This window comes from Nitrospirae bacterium YQR-1 (genome assembly GCA_039908095.1).
In the GTDB taxonomy this organism is placed as follows: Bacteria; Nitrospirota; Thermodesulfovibrionia; order Thermodesulfovibrionales; family Magnetobacteriaceae; genus Magnetomonas.
Genome location: JAMOBJ010000001.1, coordinates 146,855 through 164,923, shown reverse-complemented (window position 1 = coordinate 164,923; position 18,069 = coordinate 146,855). Strand labels below are relative to the sequence as shown.

General features: G+C 42.5%; 19 protein-coding genes and 1 tRNA gene. 5 read left to right on the top strand and 15 right to left on the bottom strand.

The genetic code is table 11. The features are described from left to right. Position 1 precedes the first annotated feature (1 nt). The 7 genes from H7844_00830 to H7844_00800 form a co-directional block, all read right to left on the bottom strand. A complete protein-coding gene (locus tag H7844_00830) occupies positions 2 to 772 on the bottom strand; it encodes a PilZ domain-containing protein (GenBank protein MEO5355826.1) in 771 nt (256 codons plus the stop codon). A 177-nt stretch (positions 773 to 949) separates the two neighbouring features. Beyond that, positions 950 to 1,372: a flagellar export chaperone FliS gene (gene fliS, locus H7844_00825; GenBank protein MEO5355825.1), complete on the bottom strand. Its 423-nt coding sequence runs from the start codon at positions 1,370 to 1,372 to the stop codon at positions 950 to 952. A 25-nt stretch (positions 1,373 to 1,397) separates the two neighbouring features. Then, positions 1,398 to 2,723, bottom strand: coding sequence for a flagellar filament capping protein FliD (gene fliD, locus H7844_00820; protein MEO5355824.1), 1,326 nt, complete (start codon positions 2,721 to 2,723; stop codon positions 1,398 to 1,400). Position 2,724: 1 nt separating this feature from the next. Further along, positions 2,725 to 3,063: a flagellar protein FlaG gene (locus H7844_00815; protein ID MEO5355823.1), complete on the bottom strand. Its 339-nt coding sequence runs from the start codon at positions 3,061 to 3,063 to the stop codon at positions 2,725 to 2,727. A gap of 71 nt (positions 3,064 to 3,134) precedes the next feature. Then, positions 3,135 to 4,145, bottom strand: a complete 1,011-nt coding sequence (locus tag H7844_00810; GenBank protein ID MEO5355822.1) for a flagellin FliC — start codon at positions 4,143 to 4,145, stop codon at positions 3,135 to 3,137. 239 nt (positions 4,146 to 4,384) lie between these two features. After that, entirely contained in the window at positions 4,385 to 5,566 is a 1,182-nt protein-coding gene (locus H7844_00805; GenBank protein ID MEO5355821.1) for a hypothetical protein, read from the bottom strand. Positions 5,567 to 5,568: 2 nt separating this feature from the next. Continuing rightward, complete coding sequence (locus H7844_00800) at positions 5,569 to 6,132, bottom strand: hypothetical protein (GenBank protein ID MEO5355820.1); 564 nt, start codon at positions 6,130 to 6,132, stop codon at positions 5,569 to 5,571. A gap of 160 nt (positions 6,133 to 6,292) precedes the next feature. On the opposite strand from H7844_00800, the gene H7844_00795 reads away from it, so the two are divergent. Further along, positions 6,293 to 7,315 carry an aspartate-semialdehyde dehydrogenase gene (locus H7844_00795; protein ID MEO5355819.1) on the top strand — a complete coding sequence of 341 codons (1,023 nt, stop codon included), beginning with the start codon at positions 6,293 to 6,295 and terminating at the stop codon, positions 7,313 to 7,315. Between the two features lie 203 nt (positions 7,316 to 7,518). Here the strand turns inward: H7844_00795 and H7844_00790 are convergent, their stop codons facing one another. From H7844_00790 to H7844_00775, 4 genes are all read right to left on the bottom strand, one after another. Beyond that, on the bottom strand, positions 7,519 to 7,998 hold the full coding sequence (locus H7844_00790; protein MEO5355818.1) for a chemotaxis protein CheX: 480 nt from the start codon (positions 7,996 to 7,998) through the stop codon (positions 7,519 to 7,521). Between the two features lie 167 nt (positions 7,999 to 8,165). Further along, positions 8,166 to 9,698 carry a 2-isopropylmalate synthase gene (locus tag H7844_00785; protein MEO5355817.1) on the bottom strand — a complete coding sequence of 511 codons (1,533 nt, stop codon included), beginning with the start codon at positions 9,696 to 9,698 and terminating at the stop codon, positions 8,166 to 8,168. A gap of 32 nt (positions 9,699 to 9,730) precedes the next feature. Then, positions 9,731 to 10,459, bottom strand: coding sequence for a CDP-diacylglycerol--serine O-phosphatidyltransferase (gene pssA, locus H7844_00780; GenBank protein MEO5355816.1), 729 nt, complete (start codon positions 10,457 to 10,459; stop codon positions 9,731 to 9,733). Between the two features lie 11 nt (positions 10,460 to 10,470). Continuing rightward, entirely contained in the window at positions 10,471 to 11,133 is a 663-nt protein-coding gene (locus tag H7844_00775) for a phosphatidylserine decarboxylase family protein (GenBank protein ID MEO5355815.1), read from the bottom strand. 134 nt (positions 11,134 to 11,267) lie between these two features. On the opposite strand from H7844_00775, the gene H7844_00770 reads away from it, so the two are divergent. Then, complete coding sequence (locus H7844_00770) at positions 11,268 to 12,962, top strand: proline--tRNA ligase (GenBank protein ID MEO5355814.1); 1,695 nt, start codon at positions 11,268 to 11,270, stop codon at positions 12,960 to 12,962. Positions 12,963 to 13,162: 200 nt separating this feature from the next. On the opposite strand, the gene H7844_00765 is transcribed toward H7844_00770, so the two are convergent. Both H7844_00765 and H7844_00760 read right to left on the bottom strand, forming a co-directional pair. After that, positions 13,163 to 13,396, bottom strand: a complete 234-nt coding sequence (locus H7844_00765) for a hypothetical protein (GenBank protein ID MEO5355813.1) — start codon at positions 13,394 to 13,396, stop codon at positions 13,163 to 13,165. Positions 13,397 to 13,782: 386 nt separating this feature from the next. Then, the gene (locus tag H7844_00760) at positions 13,783 to 14,424 is read right to left on the bottom strand and encodes a hypothetical protein (GenBank protein MEO5355812.1); all 642 of its coding nucleotides are present in this window, start codon (positions 14,422 to 14,424) and stop codon (positions 13,783 to 13,785) included. A gap of 349 nt (positions 14,425 to 14,773) precedes the next feature. On the opposite strand from H7844_00760, the gene H7844_00755 reads away from it, so the two are divergent. Both H7844_00755 and H7844_00750 read left to right on the top strand, forming a co-directional pair. Then, positions 14,774 to 15,103: a type II toxin-antitoxin system RelE/ParE family toxin gene (locus tag H7844_00755; protein ID MEO5355811.1), complete on the top strand. Its 330-nt coding sequence runs from the start codon at positions 14,774 to 14,776 to the stop codon at positions 15,101 to 15,103. Then, entirely contained in the window at positions 15,100 to 15,396 is a 297-nt protein-coding gene (locus tag H7844_00750) for a putative addiction module antidote protein (protein MEO5355810.1), read from the top strand. The genes H7844_00755 and H7844_00750 overlap by 4 nt, the downstream gene beginning before the upstream one ends. Before the next feature lie 287 nt (positions 15,397 to 15,683). Here the strand turns inward: H7844_00750 and speD are convergent, their stop codons facing one another. Both speD and H7844_00740 read right to left on the bottom strand, forming a co-directional pair. Beyond that, positions 15,684 to 16,091, bottom strand: coding sequence for an adenosylmethionine decarboxylase (gene speD, locus H7844_00745; GenBank protein MEO5355809.1), 408 nt, complete (start codon positions 16,089 to 16,091; stop codon positions 15,684 to 15,686). Positions 16,092 to 16,385: 294 nt separating this feature from the next. Further along, positions 16,386 to 16,458 (bottom strand) — tRNA-Phe (locus H7844_00740). 4 nt (positions 16,459 to 16,462) lie between these two features. Between H7844_00740 and lnt the strand changes: the two genes are divergently transcribed. After that, entirely contained in the window at positions 16,463 to 18,061 is a 1,599-nt protein-coding gene (lnt, locus tag H7844_00735) for an apolipoprotein N-acyltransferase (GenBank protein ID MEO5355808.1), read from the top strand. Positions 18,062 to 18,069 lie beyond the last annotated feature (8 nt).

The window sequence follows — 18,069 nt, the reverse complement described above, 5'->3', positions numbered from 1 at the left end:
TTTAAGGTTTAAGCCCCCTTTGCGCTCTCAATACCTCTCTTTGCCTCTTAAGAGTATATTGGATTATTTCGTCTCTTACACCCTCCTCAATATTTGTAAAACTTATTGCTGTATCAAATCGCCCGTCTTCAACCACCTGACTAAGCACTACCACACCCATAGCCGACAACCCTATCGGCGGGGAAGAGGGTAAGAGCATTTTCACAGCCACATTGTCATGAAGCTCGAATTTCTTATCCAACCGTAACCGTATTCCCGAGCCGCTTATATTTACAGCCCTCTCGGGTGCTTTCATTAACCCCTCATGGTCAAGAAAAAGCCTGTCCAGTATGAGACCGACTTTCATATTTATATCAACAAGCATTTTCCAAAGCACAGGGCTTATATTCTCATCAGGCACATCAACCATATACGATCTCATATCCGATAACTCCAGACCATATTCAGACAGAATTTTAGACTTTTTTTCGTATGGATTGCCGGCTATACTTGTTATAACCACAGGAAAGGTATCATCAACCCTGAAATAATCCCTCTTTTCGCTGCCATGAACTTTTAACGTAACTATATTGCCCTTTACATCTGCAACCTCCGTGTAATAATCCATCGTTTCTGTTGCCACAACAAGACTCATTCCTATACGCAGATTGGCAGCACCTTCCTTGACATTTAAAAAGATAACATCATTGTTTATCTCCACTACAGAGGCAATATACTGCTCCGGCTTAGGCATTATCTTACAAACTACATTTATGTTCTTTCCTAGTGACATTTGCTGCGGCTCCGTTAAAGTCTCATAGAAAAGCAGACTTCTGCTGTAGTAATACTACTATCAGTGTAAAATAGCAGAAAATATTACGATGTGTCAACTGAGAGCTTCTAATGCCAAACAAACTACAACAAGGTGAATTGGTTATGAAAACAAAAATAGTTTTAACTCTCCGGTCTCTCAGTGTGAACTGTTTATGGTTCTGCTGGTATATAGGTCAGTTGCCGGAGTAGTAGTCTTTATCTCTTGCCAGGCGCTTCTGAGAGTTTTCATAAGTTCCTGAACGTGATATACCTTATCAATGGAATCATTGGCATTTGCGCGGGTAAGCTCCACGAGCATGTAGGTATAGAGGTCCTGCAGGTGGAGGGCTATTTCGCCGCCTGCCTCTATGTTTAATGATGCAAGAAGTTCTTCTAAAATCATGCGGGTTTTGTTTATATACTCGATTTTAACCAGTTTATTTTTTTTCTCTATGCCGACTGCCGCCTTTGACAGAAAGCTTATTGCGCCGTCATATAGCTTTATTATGAGGTCAAGGGGCGATAAACTACTTATATCAATGCTTCTGTAAGCGTGCTGCGCATAAGAGATGTTTTGCATTTAGTATCCTCCTGTGATATAAAAATTATTTCGACGTAGTGCTTGAACGGGTTATGTTGTTTAAACTTTGGCTTTGAGATTGCATATCTGCTATAGCCTGTTCCATCGCCGCAAACTTTTTAACATACGCTGCCCGCTTTTTATCCAGAATATCAGATAGAGAGCTCTGCTTGTCATCAATTTGCCTTATCTGTGTGTTAATAGTATCATTTTTAACAGATAAAGTGTTAGTAAGAATATTTGTCAGTGTAGTGGTAAAAGAACTGGAAAAAGAATTAATTGATTTATAAAAATTAACCATACTCCTTGAAATAGCAGTATCCATCTTTGTGCTGTCTATCGCTAATGTACCATCTTTGTTGTGTGCAATACCGAATACCGCCACGGAACTGCTTGATGTGCCGGAGATAAAGACGTTTCTCATGGAATTAATTATAGTTCTGATAGTTCCATCACTTTGAAGAGGCTGCCCCTTTGCGGTAAGCTCCTTTAATTTAGCAAGTGTATTATTGTAAGCCTCAACAAAGGTTTTCATGTTGTCGGAAGTAGATATTGAATTAGGATTGACTGTAACTGTAACCGTTCTGTTGGAAGTGGGGTTAACCAGGTCGAAAGTTAACCCGCTTACAGCGTTGGATACTCTGTTTGTAGGACTTGTCAACTGGAAACCGTCAACGGAAAACTGGGCGTCCTGCCGGTACTGAAGCAAAGTCATATTGCCCCCTGTTGTGGGATCATAGGTGAAAGCATCCAGCGCATTGGCTGAGCCACCGGCATCTGAAACAGATATAGACAGGGGAGATGATGTGGAACCACCGCGGGAGCTAAGCATCAGGCGATATCCGGTGCTGTCGTGAAGTATTGTGGCACTGACGTCGGTAGCGGCGGAGTTTATGGCGTCTCTGATGCCCGAGAGAGTCTTATTAGAGTAATCGAGTGTTATCGTAGTGCTGTGGCCGCCGTTTGAGACTGTTATTGTGCCGGAATTAAAAACATCCGATGTAGAGGAAAATGCCTGTGAATAAAGTTTCTCCTCCTGAGCCAGTTGAGCAACCTTCAATCCATATTGCCCTGCACTTGCCCCCGTGTCTGCCGTAACTTTCACATACTGCGCATCTGATGATGAGGCGGTATATGAGTTGAGCTTTTTTGACTGAATATTTGCCAGCGCAGCCTTAAGCGATGACAAATTGGACGCTACCTCCCCGTAGGAGCTTATATCCGTTTGAAATTCTTTCTTTTTAGTAGTAAGTTTTTCATAAGGTTGCTTCTCTATCGTCATAAGCTTATCAATAATATCTCCGGTGTTTATTCCTGAGAAAGCTCCTACAGTTGAGGTTATCGCAGCCATGTTATGTCTCCTTATGGAACAAGTTCTGGGAATTCTGCTCCAGTTGTTGCACCATTTTTACATACTCCTCGGCAGGTATCTGCTTAAGAAGATTACCATCGGAATCAACGATTCTGATTACAACTTTTTGATTCTCATCAACAGCAAAAACCGCCTTATTCTCTTTTAATTCGGCTGATTGCTCCGCCGGTGCCTTTTCTAAAGCTTTATTTAACTTGCCGTCACCTGTTGACTGTCCCCCACTGCGCTGCTCCTGCTCACTTACAGTGATATCCCTCTTCTGGGGCTGTTTCCCCCACTCTGAGGCATATGAGCTCAGGGGCCCTAAATTAATATTCATGTTAAAACCTCCTTCCTCCTGTTAAAAGGAGAGGGAAGGATTCACCTTCCCCAGAGCCTTCCCTCATTAATCTATTTCAACAGGGCAAGCACGTTCTGCGGAGCTGAATTAGCCTGAGACAGAACTGAGATGCCGGACTGCTGTAATATCATTGACTTAGTAAGATTTGCCGTTTCTGCTGCAAAGTCGGCATCCATTATTCTTGAACGCGAAGCCTGCGTTGTCTCTATCGTGTTGTCTATGTTTCTGATAGAGGCCTCAAACTGATTAGCCTTAGCACCCATAGTCGCTTTGGCGCTTGTCACAAAATTCAGCGCTGAGTCTATAATGGCTATGGCATTTGACGCCTGGGACCTGTAACCGGTTGCAGTGGTTGAATCAGCTACCTGAAACGATGATGAACCGGTGTATGTTATAGAGGATTTAGCCTCAAAGCTGTAGTTAGGCGGATACCCCGCACCACTGACAAAAGTGGCGTCCCCGATACCTTGCACACCGGAAGATGTAGCCGTGTGGATGTCTTTTAAAAACATAGTTGCGCCGTTTTTGCCGGTTGCTGTAAATATCTGGCCGCCTAGGGCATCTGTGTTCATAGAGCCTACAGATATCCTTATCTGCGAGTCAGAGGCTGAATAACTTGTGTGAAGTTTTGAATCAAACCCTCCGGCAAGCAGCCGCTGGCCGTTGAACTTGGTCTGTTCAGATATTCTGCCTATCTCCTCAACAAGAGCATTAACCTCTTTCTGCATGTACGATATGTCTGTTACACCATACTGCCCACTCATAGCCTGAACGCCCAGCTCTCTTATTCTCTGAAGGTTGTTGGTTATTTCATCCATTGCGCCCTCAGCGGTTTGCACCATCGAGAGGCCGTCGTTGGCATTTCTTACAGAGACGGTTAAACCCCTTACCTGTGAAGACATTCTTGTTGATATTGCAAGACCTGCTGCGTCATCCTTAGCTGAGTTTATCCTATAACCCGATGATAATCTGGCCATTGCATCCTGCAGCGGTCCCTGTGTTCGCCTTAAATTACGTTGAGCATTTAGAGACATTATGTTTGTATTAATTACAAAAGCCATAGTTTACCTCCTTGTAAATTTAATTAAGTACTGATAAAACAACAGCTTCCTGCTATTATTTTAAAACCTGTTTCTACCATCTCCTCCGGTACTTTTGCGGCGCTTCCAATCTCCGGCCCTCACACACCTCCTCACCAAGTGTTACCACCTTATAATATTTTATCAATCCCTACAACTGTCACTTTCCTTATCGGCAACATTATTTAAAACTTTAGCCTTTTTTATAAAAATAAATATTTTCACATGTGAGTCCTCTCCCGTATTACCCTCTTAATTATATCAGGCATGGATATTAAGGATTTTTTCTCCTCGTAATGCTTTAAAATAGCGGCTTTTAACTCAATTTTATTTTCTATAAACGTGGCGTTAGGGTCGGCCAGTTTTTTATCCACCAGAGGGTTATACACAACAGCCAACTTTCCATACCCTGCTGCAAAGCCAAGGGTTGTCAGGTAAGCCGGTGATATTATAACGTCTGAGAGCATAAGCAGAGTTCCCTTTGAGTCAGGCTCCATCATATAAGCTCTGCCCTTTAGTTTCTTTATTTTCGGCATATAGTAGTCATTTATGATGTTATCCTCGGTAAGTTCTCGTATAACAAATTTTCGCTTCAGAAAGAAAACGGTTGTAGGCACATTAAGTTCATTAATAACATCGAGGGCGTCTGAGACACAAAACCTGAGCCTCGGATGGTTTATAAGCATAATTGACAGCTCATGTTTGGGAATGTAAATACCGGGATTAAGCAGAGTATCCAAATATTTATCCTCTATGGTACTGAAAAAATAACCCTCATGATTGTATGTAACCACAAAAACTTTGTTTAAATCGTAGGCAAATTCTTTGAGCATATCTCTTTCCCAGTCGTGTTTTAATATTAAATAATCCATGGCACTGTAGTATATGGGGGGGGTCTGAACCACCGGGTAGAGTTGAATGCCGACTATCGGTACCTTATTTTCCCTGGCATAAAAGCATATGGTGGAGTAAAAGATGTCGGCATCGGGAAGCGGAGGAATCTCATTAGAAGGAATTGGAAAAATAACGGCGCTGTACGGGACAAAGTCAATCTCAGGATAAGTAAAATTAGCTATGTGGCCTCTGAAATCGTCAAAAGCAGTCATTTTGTAAAATTTCAACTCAGTCTCGGGCAGATAAATCTCATAAGTTAGCTTTATAAATGTATTAACAAGCGATGTGACGTGGTGGTAGTGTGTAGGCTCAGACTCGATACGAATTGTTGTGACAGCCTTCATTTCCTTAAACAACTCAAGGGAAAACTCCTTAATGGACTCGCTGTAGGTGATAACGTCAACCGATATGCCCTCAAGGGCAAGCGTTTTGGCGATGTGGAGAAGGCGTCCGCTTGTCGCCTGCAGTTCGGTCTCGCCGATGGGTAAAAGCACTTTAGGGGCAGTCATGGTCAGTTGCTTTTGAAATCCATCGAGCGCATAATATCGTATGCTTTAGTGAGATTTTCAGCGGTGGAGAATTCCTTAACCTTTTCTATCGTGTTATTAAGTACATTTAAAATCATGGCATGGTTTTGAGTGTTATTGTATGCAAGGGGCAGATAGACTGTAAGGACCTCGTTGACAGCGTCAGGATTCACGAAATCGTAGCCGTATGTGTCAGTGTCTGGCAAATCAATTGAAATCAGATATGCAATGAGTGAGCTTAACATATCACCGTATCTGTGTTGAAGTTTGGCAAGGAAAACATCGAGAAACAGAAAATCGGCATAGAATTTTTTAAGTTTAATCCCCTCTTTTATATAATGGTATGCAACCCTTTCATCGGTATCCTCTATCGCAAATCTGGCGCAAAAAAACAATATTTTCAAATAAACGAGGTTCTCAGGTCCCTTTTCGCTCTCCGGCACCTGAGAAAGGGCACGTTTCATAGTAGAGACGGCGTCTTTTCTCTGATCATTTTTTAAATAAGACAGGGCTGTCTCAAGATTTGCCTCATAATTTTTCTGTGCCATCCACACTCCTTTGTTTAAATGAAACGTCTCTTATGTCAACCTATTATACACTGTTTCGATTGTTTTAAGAAACAGGAAAGTTTTATAGCAAAATGTTATAATAACCGTCTGTATGAAGAGAAATATTTATCACAAAAAGATTTCAAAGAGGTGGATTTAAATGCTCGTGAAAAAAGACAAATATGTAGTGGCAGTGGTGGGAGCTACGGGGGCTGTGGGAAACGAAATGATAGAAACTCTTCAGATGAGGGACTTTCCGGTAGATAAACTACGGTTGTTTGCTTCGGAACGGTCTGAGGGAGGGACCCTCACATTTAAGAATGCTGAGATAACTGTGGAGCGTCTTACAAAGGGGGTCTTTAAAGGTATAGATATCGCCCTGTTTTCAGCAGGTGCGGAAAGGAGCAGGGAGTTTGCGCCGGATGCCGCAGCCGCAGGCTGCGTTGTTGTTGATAATTCCAGCGCATGGCGCATGGACCCGGAGGTTCCCCTTGTCGTTCCTGAGGTAAATCCTCACGATTTAAAAAAACATAAAGGGATAATTGCAAACCCCAACTGCTCCACCATTCAGATGGTGGTAGCCCTCAAACCTATTCATGATGCCGTGAGGATTAAGAGAATCGTGGTATCCACCTACCAGGCCGTCTCCGGTACCGGTAAGAAGGCTATGGATGAGCTTTTAGAACAAACAGGGGATTTACTCCATTTCAGGGATATAAAAATCTCCGTCTATCCACATCAGATAGCCTATAACTGTCTCCCGCATATAGATGTGTTTCTTGAAAACGGTTACACAAAAGAAGAGATGAAAATGGTCCACGAGACCAGGAAAATTATGGGAGACGGCACAATACGCGTAACGGCTACGACGGTGCGTGTACCGGTCTTTAGGGGACACTCAGAAAGCGTCAACATAGAAACGCACCGAAAAATCACGGCAAATGAAGCAAGGGCACTGCTGTCTGAGGCCCCGGGAGTAATACTCTTTGACGCACCGGCTAAAAACATTTACCCTACCGCCATAGACTGCGCCGGCAAGGATGCTGTGTATGTAGGTAGGGTACGTGAGGATGAGTCCATAGAAAACGGCCTTAACATGTGGGTGGTTTCCGATAATCTCAGAAAAGGAGCAGCTTTGAATGCCGTCCAGATAGCTGAAAAACTCATAGAGCCCCCTTTGTAGGGGCTTGGGGGTAGAAACTTCCTTGGAGAGGGAGGTTTGGTGAGCCCTCCCGTGTTGTATTTATACAGTGCCACCAGGCGTTTGTGCAATCTCATCCAGCCACTGCGTTGAAACAATGCTCCGGAACATTATTCCAATTCTAATTCAAAAGTAAACGCAGGTGGCAACTTGGCATTAACGGATTAACGGCGAAAAAGGTTACATCACTTTTTCAGGGCAAACTCGTCAAAACAAATTTCCACGAAAAAACTGCCTGCATTTGTTTCAAAAGGAAGCAATATCACAGGAGCCTTTGATCTGTGCGAGATCATATGTCCTTTGCCTACAATAATTGAGGGAGTGGCAAGGTTAAACTTCAACCCCTTTTCAGAAAGGATTTTTTTAGCCCCACCGGTTACCATATTTGTTATTTCACCAACCATATCAGCCACGGTTTCATCCACAGTGTTGAGTTGCTCACCCAACATCTTTGAGGCTATATCTATTATGGCCTTCTCGGTAAAAGTAATCGCAATAGAGCCCTTAGTCTGTTCACCGGCAAGGCCGATAACCCCTGAGACATCTCCCTTGCCGACATTATCCTTTTTAAGCACCGGTTTACCAACCCGTGCCTCGGTCTGGGCCATTGTCGCCAAAACATTTACGATTGATACCAAAAATGGATTAATTATTTCTGCTTTCATCCACCTGCTCCTTTTTGTTATACTTATCTCAGGCATTCATACAGAACTCTCCCCAAAGAAAATGTGATTTTAATTGATACAAGCTAATATTAGCAATGTGTATAATTTTAACACATGTACATTGCCGGCAGGAGACACCGCGTTGTTAACAGAGAGGGGCCCATAGTCTATATGCCTTTTTTAATGTTTCTTTTCTTATCCTCAAGCTTATTGAGTGCATTGATATAAGCTTTAGCCGAGGCCACTATTATATCAGGGTCAGATGCGCTGCCTCTGACCACTCTGTCATCTTCCTCAAGGGTGACAAAGACCTCACCCAGTGCGTCGGTTCCGCCGGTTATACTTTTTATTTCAAATTTATTTAAAGCGCTCTTTGTTTTTGTCAATTCCCCGACAGCCCTGTAAACCGCATCCACAGGACCGTCACCGTCACACTGTGTCTCAAGCTCACTGCCGTTTATAGTGATCTTTATTCTTGCAACAGGTTTTTGCTCGGTGCCCCCTGATATGTAAAGACTGGAAAGGCAAAAAACATCACAGGTTCCGCCCACGCCTTCTGCAACAAGGGCCTCAAGGTCCTCATCAAAGATGTGCCTCTTTTGATTGGAAAGCGATTTAAATCTCTCAAAAGCTTTATCCAGTTCTGCATCAACCGGGAAATACCCAAGCTCCATCAGACGCTCCTTAAAGGCATGTCTGCCGGAGAGCTTTCCCAGTATCAGTTTACTCTTTGGAATTCCTATCTCCTCCGGTTTTAGTATCTCGTATGTGGAGCGTTCCTTTAAATACCCGTCCTGATGCACGCCTGATTCATGAGCAAAGGCATTATCCCCGACAATGGCCTTATTGGGCTGAACCGCCATACCGGTTATCTTTGACACCAGACGGCTTGCTTTATATATCTCGTGGGTTACAATTGTAGTATCGGCATTGAAAAAAGCCGGACGGGTTTTCAACGCCATCACTATCTCCTCCATAGCGGCATTGCCTGCCCTCTCACCTATCCCGTTTACCGTACACTCCACCTGGCCTGCCCCCTTAAGAACCGCAGATAAAGAATTTGCCACGGCAAGCCCCAGGTCATTATGGCAATGCACGGAAATTACTGTCTTATCTATATTGGGTACCTTATTAAACAGGTATTCAATTAGCTCACTGTACTCCTGAGGCACCGTGTAACCGACCGTATCGGGAATGTTTACCGTTGCAGCCCCCGCCTTTACAACCTCCTCTGTTATCTTGCAAAGAAAATCCCAGTCGGAACGAGTTGCATCCTCGGCTGAAAACTCCACATCATCCGTGTACTTCCTTGCGTGTTTAACTGCCTTTACAGCGGTTTGCAAAACCTCATCCCTGTCCATTTTTAGTTTATATTTCAAGTGAATATCACTTGTGGCGATAAAGATGTGAACCCTGCCGTTATCTCTGCCCCTTATCGCCTCCCCTACGCGGTCTATATCCCCCTCTATGGTTCTGGCAAGCCCCGCTACAGTTACATCTCTAAGCTGCTCAGCAATTTTTTTTACCGCTTCAAAATCACCGATTGAGGATATTGGGAATCCGGCTTCTATTACATCCACTTTTAACTTCGCCAGTTGACGGGCTATTTGAATCTTCTGGTCAACATTCATAGCCGCCCCCGGGGACTGCTCACCGTCTCTGAGGGTAGTGTCAAATATTTTTATTATTTTCTTCGGCATTTGCGTTCTCCCTGTACTTTAAACTCAACTGCTTACTGTTCAGACTGCCGGCTCTGCTGTCTTACCTTTAGATAAAATAAATATGTATTTTCTATGATACCCCATATGAGATAGAGAATTGCAAGTACAAAGAGAGTTATCGGAGGGTGGACTACCACAACAGTAAGAATAAGTATCAGAGCCACAAGAAAAAGAAACGGCCTGCGCTCTTTAAAATTAATCTCTTTTGCACCGTGAAATCTGAGTGTGCTTATCATAAACAGGGATATTAAAACGGTCAGAGCCAACACAAAATAGCTTTTACCAGGATGGGTATTGAACATATGTTGATAGAAAATCACATAGGTTGACAGGATAGAGGCTGCCGCCGGTATCGGCATCCCTGTAAAGTGCTTACTTTCAGCCGTGACCATTTGCACGTTATACCTGGCAAGACGCAAAGCCCCGCAACTGACGTAAAGAAACGACACCGCCCACCCAATGCGCCCAAACGGGGAAAGGGCACAGGTAAAAATCATAATGGCGGGAGCCACGCCAAATGCCACAAGATCGGAAAGTGAATCCAGCTCTATTCCAAATCTCGATGTGCTGTTTGTCATCCTTGCCGTCCAGCCATCCAGGCCGTCAAATATGTTTGCAATAAGTATTGCCCAGCCGGCCATTGTAAAATCCCCCTTTAATGAGGACACTATTGAAAAAAAACCAAAAAACATGCCGACCAGTGTCAGGCCGTTAGGTAAAATATAGACGCCTCTTTTCATAAATTCAGGGGTTACTCCTTTTCCGTCCAGTTGGCCACTACCGTCTCGCCGGCTCTGACCATATCACCTGTTTTTACGACAATATTTGCTTCCAGCGGTAAAAATAAATCCACACGGGAGCTGAACTTAATTATACCAAATCTTTCACCGGTTTTAAGTTTGTCTCCCGGTTTTGCCCTGCACACAGCCCGCCTTGCCACAGAGCCCGCTATCTGCTTTATCAACATAGTGCCTCTGTCAGTTTCCAGGGTGGTAGCAACGTTTTCATTTTTAAGGGATGCCTCATCAAGAAATGCTTTAAAAAAATTCCCTGCATTACGCTTAACATGTACCACCGTCCCGGTGTAGGGAATACGGTTTACATGGACATTGAGGGGGGACATGAAGATGCTTAATTTTCTGACATCAGCCCTCAGTGTTGTATCCTCATAGACATCCGACACTACTATAACTTTCCCGTCCGCCGGGGACACTACAACATTGTTCCCCACAGGTGTGGTTCTCTCCGGATCTCTAAAAAAATAAAACATAAACACCGTTACATCCATACAAAAGGACAGAAGTAACAGAGAAACCACGAAATTCCAACTTCTGGCAAATGCAAAAAGCCCAACTGCAACCGTAACAGCCATGGCCCCTGCAATAAACGGTATCCCTTCCGGTGCAAATTTCATCATCATCCTGTGTTTAAGTTTTATTCATTAGCCGCATTTGTAATATTGCCGCACTTATTATATTATATAAGAGCTCTTAAATGCCAATTTTTGGTTTAAAGATATTTTATAAAAAAATATAAGGAATAAATAAAATGAAATATTCAAAACTTCTCATCCCCACGCTTAAGGAAACGCCCTCTGAGGCGGAGGCTGTCAGCCATGTGCTAATGCTAAGGGGCGGATATGTCAGACAACTGGCAGCAGGGCTGTACCTGTATATGCCCCTTTTTTTACGGGTTATGAATAAAATAAATAAAATAATCAGGGAAGAGATGGACGCTATAGGAGCCCAGGAGGTCTCCATGCCGGTGTTGCATCCTGCCGAGGTGTGGCAAAAGACCGGACGCTGGTATGACATAAAAGATGAGATGTTTCGTCTTAAGGACAGAACAGGACGGGATATGTGCCTTGCCATGACTCATGAGGAAATAATGACATGGCTGGCCTCACGGGAAATCCGCTCCTACAGGGAATTACCACAGATGTGGTATCAGATCCAGACCAAACTCCGGGACGAGGCAAGACCCAAAAGCGGCATACTTCGCACCCGTGAGTTTATAATGAAGGACAGTTACAGTTTTGACGCCGGCACGGATGGTCTAAATATCAGCTATGAGCTTCATGCAGAAGCCTATAAGAGAATTTATACACGGTGCGGCCTGAAATTTTACATGGTGGAGTCTGATCCGGGAATGATGGGAGGTGCCACTGCGCATGAGTTCATGGCCCCAAGCCCGGCTGGTGAAGACGATGTTGCACTCTGCAGCTCATGCGGCTATGCAGCCAACGTGGAGCTTGCCGTCACAACGTCTCGGGCAATTGAATTTGATGAAACACCCTTTGAAGAGGTATTCACTCCCGGCAAGAGAACAATTGATGAGGTTGCCGGTTTCTTAGAAAGGGATTCACAAGATTTCATAAAAACTCTGGTGTTAATTTCCGACAGCGGGCCGGTGCTGGCACTAATCCGCGGAGACCAGGAGCTTCATGAAAAGAAAACCCAGCGGATAATCGGAAACTTTCGCATTGCACGAAAAGATGAAATCCAGGACATAGCCGGAGTTGAGGCTGGCTTTATCGGCCCTGTCGGGCACACTATAAAGATGATAGCCGACAATGTACTAGGGACCGGCAGTTACGTAAGCGGCGCAAATAAAAAGGACTACCACATCAGAGGAATAAAGCCCGGCGTACATTTCAGTGCCGATTACTACGACCTTCATATGGCACACAATAATGACGGCTGTCCTGCTTGCGGCAAGCCCATTGTGATAGAGCGGGTAATTGAGATAGGAAACATATTTAAACTTGGAACTAAGTACTCCATTGCACTTAATGCAGTTTTTCTTGATAAGGACGGTGTGGAAAAACCAATTATAATGGGAAGTTACGGCATAGGGCCGGCTCGTGTAGCAGCAGCAGCCATTGAGCAAAACCATGACGAGCACGGCATCATATGGCCGCCTTCAATAGCTCCCTTTGCTGTTGTAATATTGCCTCTTAACGTAAATGACACAGTCTCACAAAAAGCAGCTGAAGATATTTATAATTCCCTTACCACAAACTACATCGAGGTTTTAATGGATGACAGGGATGAGCGGGCAGGCATTAAATTTAAGGACGCCGACCTTATCGGAATACCTCTACAGGTGGTAATCGGTCCCAAAGGCCTTAAGGAAAACGTGATTGAAATAAAAATCAGAAAATCAAAGGAATCTCTCAGGGTATCTCCTGATAAGGTTTTAGAGACCGTGCAGGAGCTACTGCAGAAGTGGGTAGAAAAGTAAGAAGTAACCGCTGTCGCCTTAGACACAGTAGCCTACAGGTAAACGGGGAGGTCAAGTTTTGCTTTCGCAAAACTGCTCCACTGCGTTACGCCCCTGCGGGTGACATCCCCTACCTTGCGGCTATGTGAGAATTAGGCGACGGGGGAGGCAGGGCAACCTTACAGCTCTGGGAAAAGCATGTATTTAATACCAAGCTGCATTCAATGGTCTAACTTTGTTGGCTTTGTCAAAAGCTCCTGGATGTCTAAAGCGTCTCTTTCCTCATTGCCGCCTGTGTTTACTTCTGACTGCAGGTTGGCCTTCATTTTATTTATAAACCAGCTGCGGCTTGAATCTATCCCTGTAGCGAAAAAGCCTGCATACAGAGTGCAGAGCTGTGGCCTGTCATAATGCGCTCTCCATAGTCCGTAAAACTGCTCTTTGCACTTGGTCAAACTGCCGGCAGGAGCGGGATTATGAGGATTGCGGTCTCTTTTATCTGCTAAGTAAATGCTCTTTTCTGAGCTGGTAAGATTATGAACTTCCTTTGCGGGGTTTGGGGTCCCTTCCCCACGGCCCTCCCCGTCGCCTAATTCTCACATAGCCGAAAGGTAAAAAATGTCACCCGTAGGGGCGTAACGGAGTGAAGCAATTTTCAGAAAGAAAATTTGACATTTTTGTCTACCTGAAGGCTACCCTGTTTAAGGCGACAGGGACTTATTCTTTCTTTTACCCACTCAAAATGTGAAAGAACCTTAAAACATTACTCGCTTCAGAAATATGCAAGTCTGACCAGTGTAAAATCCTCAAGATACTCATTTTTTAATATTTCCAATTAACATCAAATCGTTTCCCATGAATTCTCGTCGTCAAAATCCATATTGGGATACGATAACATGCTATAATCAGGAACTAATGTAATCATGGAGTCAATCAATTTAATTTCACCCCATAGACGTTTGCGAGGTTTTTCAGAAATAAATTTATTGAATTCTTTATAAAGCTGTGATAAGACATCTTTGGTTTTTTTTCTATCTATCGCTAATCTTTCCACTAACTCCAGGGTTATTTTGTCCGTAAAACCGTCTTTTTTTGAAATTATGATATTTTCATTATTTCCTGGATTTCTTCTAACAAGGCTTATCAACATTCCCTCCAACTCATTTGTTATTCTCTCTTTAACGATTTCATGTTCATTTTTCATATCTTCCTGAGGAAATACTCCATATAATGCTTTTAATGCCTTAGGAAGCCCTGCTTTAGGTTTTCGTCTGTTCTTATTTACTAAATTAATGAGAGTATCAGATGGTATAAATGACTCAATCTCCACCTTCTTAGGTGGCTTCACTTGTGTTAAACTGCTTATGTCGGCATCATTATTATGATATTTTGTATAAATAATGAATGCTTTCAGTTGATTGTTGATCACAGTAACGTTAGGACTATCAACTCCGCCATATTGCAGCTTACCGTCATAATACATTGTCTGCCTAACAGTTTTTGGGTGCGACCCGTCTTGAACTCGCATCGGTACCTCTTAAAAAGTATTTTCATACTATTTTAGTTGCTGACAGACATACTGAATCAGCAGTAAATCAAACGCTTATAACCTAATATATAACATTTCTTTAATTAATTTTACAACGTGGCACTTTTTTTTGCAATACGCATGGGTGCATTTGTGGTGGAATTGATGTTGGTTGGAATCTCCAAATGTTTCGGTGCAATCTTGCAGCGGAAGCGGGTTATATGCAAAGATTGCGGTCTCTTTTATCTGTGTTTAAGGGTTTAGCTCTTGTATAAAGAGTAGCTTATAAGCTACAATAATTTCAATGGAAGCATTCCCCAGGCAGCTGGAGATTTATGTAACAAGTGAAGGCAGGATACCTTTTCTGGACTGGTTGGATGCTCTTAAAGATTATAAAGGTAAAGCTAAAATAAGGGTAAAAATAGATCGCTTGAGTCTTGGTAACTTCAGCGATTGTAAGTCTTTAGAGGATGGTGTCCATGAATTGAAAGTGGATTGTGGTCCAGGGTATCGTGTATATTATGGACAGGCGGATTCCAACATAATAATACTTTTATGTGGAGGGGATAAAGGCACACAGAAGCATGATATTAAAAAAGCATTTTCATATTGGGAGGACTATAAAAGAAGATGATATTAAAAAAGACAATAAATTATAAGGACACTCTTTTGCAGTCATTAAAGAATCCTGAGGAGGCGGCTTTATATCTTAGCGCCGCGTTGGAAGAGGAAGCGCCGGAGGCTTTTCTGCTGGCTCTTCGTAACGTTGCCGAGGCTGTGGGGCTATCAAGTGTCTCTGAAAAATCAAAGCTTAACAGAGAAAACATGTACCGTATGCTATCAGAAAAGGGGAATCCTGAGTTTTCAAGCCTTTCTGCACTCCTAAAAACACTTGGTTTACAACTTGCCGTTAAAGCTAAGGAATAAAACAGCCGTCCCTAAAAATTTATGAGCTATTTGTCCATTACCGTATTGGCGATTATTGGAGCAGTAAATAACCCCCGCCGGTCCCCTATTGCTCGATCAGAAAAAAAGGAGGTGCGAATACTCATGCGTATATAGACAAAATCTTAAAGTAGTGATTATATCTTATGCAAGCAATTGAAAGAGATTTTGTGAAACGTACTTTATTCTAAAGTTTCAACCTGCGTATATAGATAAAGAGTTTTAACATAGAAAGCTCTGTTAAAGAAGGTAATATTTGTTTTACCGTCCTATGAGACATATTGGAAGTCATCCTGAAATACCTTATGAGGCAGTTTAACGTCTGCTTCAGAAATAATCCCCCTTTTCATCTCCATAATAGAAGGACATTTTGACTCGAATTTGTCTATGAGATACTTTGCTGCATGGTCGGGATTAATAATATCACCGCAGGTAAATATATCTACCGCAGCATAATTATACTCAGGCCATGTGTGAATAGAAAGATGTGACTCAGCGATAATAACCATTCCGCTGATACCAAAAGGGTTAAATTCATGAAATGAAACATCAACTATCGTCGCTTTTGCCGCCTTTGCGGCACCTACCAATGCGTCCGTTACTTCTCTTAGATCAATAATCCTGGTGGGATTGCATTCCCTTAATTCAACTAATAGATGCTTACCTAAAGCATGCAATTGCCTACCCTCCTGTTAATTTTAATTATAGATACTCTATCCATTAAGAGCATCTACTGTAACTTAATATTATTATTTTGTCAACAAATAATTTATAATTTATAGTAGCAAAGTGAAATTGCTCCGCATCTGAATTCGCTCCTTGCCCATAAGTTATGAAGCACCCTTTTGAAAGCAAATAGCTTACAACCCCACATTAGCAAATTTATACCCGTTTCATATATAATCAACACTTGACAATGTGATTTATGATTAAACACAAGAACACTAAAACAGGCAATAAAGTAAAAAGAGTGGGCAGTCGCAGAATTGAACTGCGGACACGAGGCTTTTCAGGCCTCTGCTCTACCGACTGAGCTAACTGCCCACACATGGATATATTACACAATTTTGCTCTTTCATTGTCAAGCATTATAAAAAAACTTACTCCAAAGTTTTTTTTTATTAATTATTTCCTGCCGGCTTTCTCGGGAATACTGCTCTTTCTTGCCTTCCCTAAGCCCGAGCTTTCCACGCTGGCATGGGCCGCCCTCCTGCCGCTCTTTTACTCAATTACGGCGGCAGATACTAAGCTACGGGCCATATGCAGCGGTCTTATAACGGGATTTATCTTTTTCTTCGGCACTCAGTACTGGATTTATCACTCAATTAACCACTTCGGCGGCATCCCGTTTATTTTAAGCATAATTATTGTCTTTGTCCTTTGTCTCTACCAAAGTCTCTACATCAGCGTCTTTGCGCTTATGTTTCATCTTATTGGAAAAAGACGATCCATCAGAGGAGCCTGCTACAGCACACCATTTATATGGGTAAGCCTTGAATACTTAAAGGGAATATTTCTCACCGGGTTTCCGTGGTCATTCCTTGGGTACTCTCAGTACAAATTCATCCCGCTCATTCAAATAGCTGACATAACCGCCGTCTATGGCATTTCTTTTTTGATAGTATTTTTTAATTGCGCACTCTATCTGACTTTTTTTGAAAATAACTATACTCTCAAAAAGAATCCGCTTAAAAAACTCAAACCAATTATTATCGCCTCCGTTATTTTTATCCTTGCTATAGTTTATGGACTAAAAAAACAGCCGTCTTTAAATTACACCGAAAAAGTCACTGTTACCTTAGTTCAGGGTAATATCCCGCAGGAAATGAAATTATCACGGGACTATACAGATAAAATTATAAACACCTACGAGACTCTGACTTTGGAAAATACACCTGATAATACCGATTTAGTGGTATGGCCTGAGTCGGCACTGCCGTTTTATTTCATGAGTGACCGGAAATATACGGATGATTTTGTCAAGTTTCAAAAATATTTGGGAAAAAGTCTTCTCTTTGGCACAGATCTGATACGAGGCAGAAAAGGAAAATCTTTAATTCTCACAAATAGTGCTGTTTTACTGGGGAAAGATGGAAAAATTGATTATGTTTATGATAAAATCCATATGGTACCGTTTGGGGAATATGTGCCGTTGAGAAAGCTGCTTTTTTTTGTCGATAAACTTGTCGGCTCAACAGGTGAATTTTCTCCGGGCAGGGATTTTGTGTCAGGTAGGGCGGAATTCGGCTCATTTGGAACGCATATTTGTTATGAAATTATATTCCCGGATTTGGTAAGGAGATTTTATATAAACGGCGGTGATTTTATAGTAACCATTAGCAATGACGCATGGTTTGGCGATACATCAGGCCCGTATCAACACTTTGCAATAGCAGTGCTGCGGGCGGTGGAAAATGGAAAATATCTTATAAGGGCTACTAACTCCGGCATATCGGCAATTGTCGGCCCAAAGGGCGGTATATTGAAAAAAACATCTCTTTTTGAAAGAGTAACCTTAACCGGAGATATTTATAAATCTGCCGGAGGAGTTACTTTTTACACGGTCTTTGGAGATGTCTTTGCATATAGTTGTCTGATTTACAGTGTTTTCATTACAGCATTTTTGATAGTTAAAAGACGGAGGTAATTTTTATT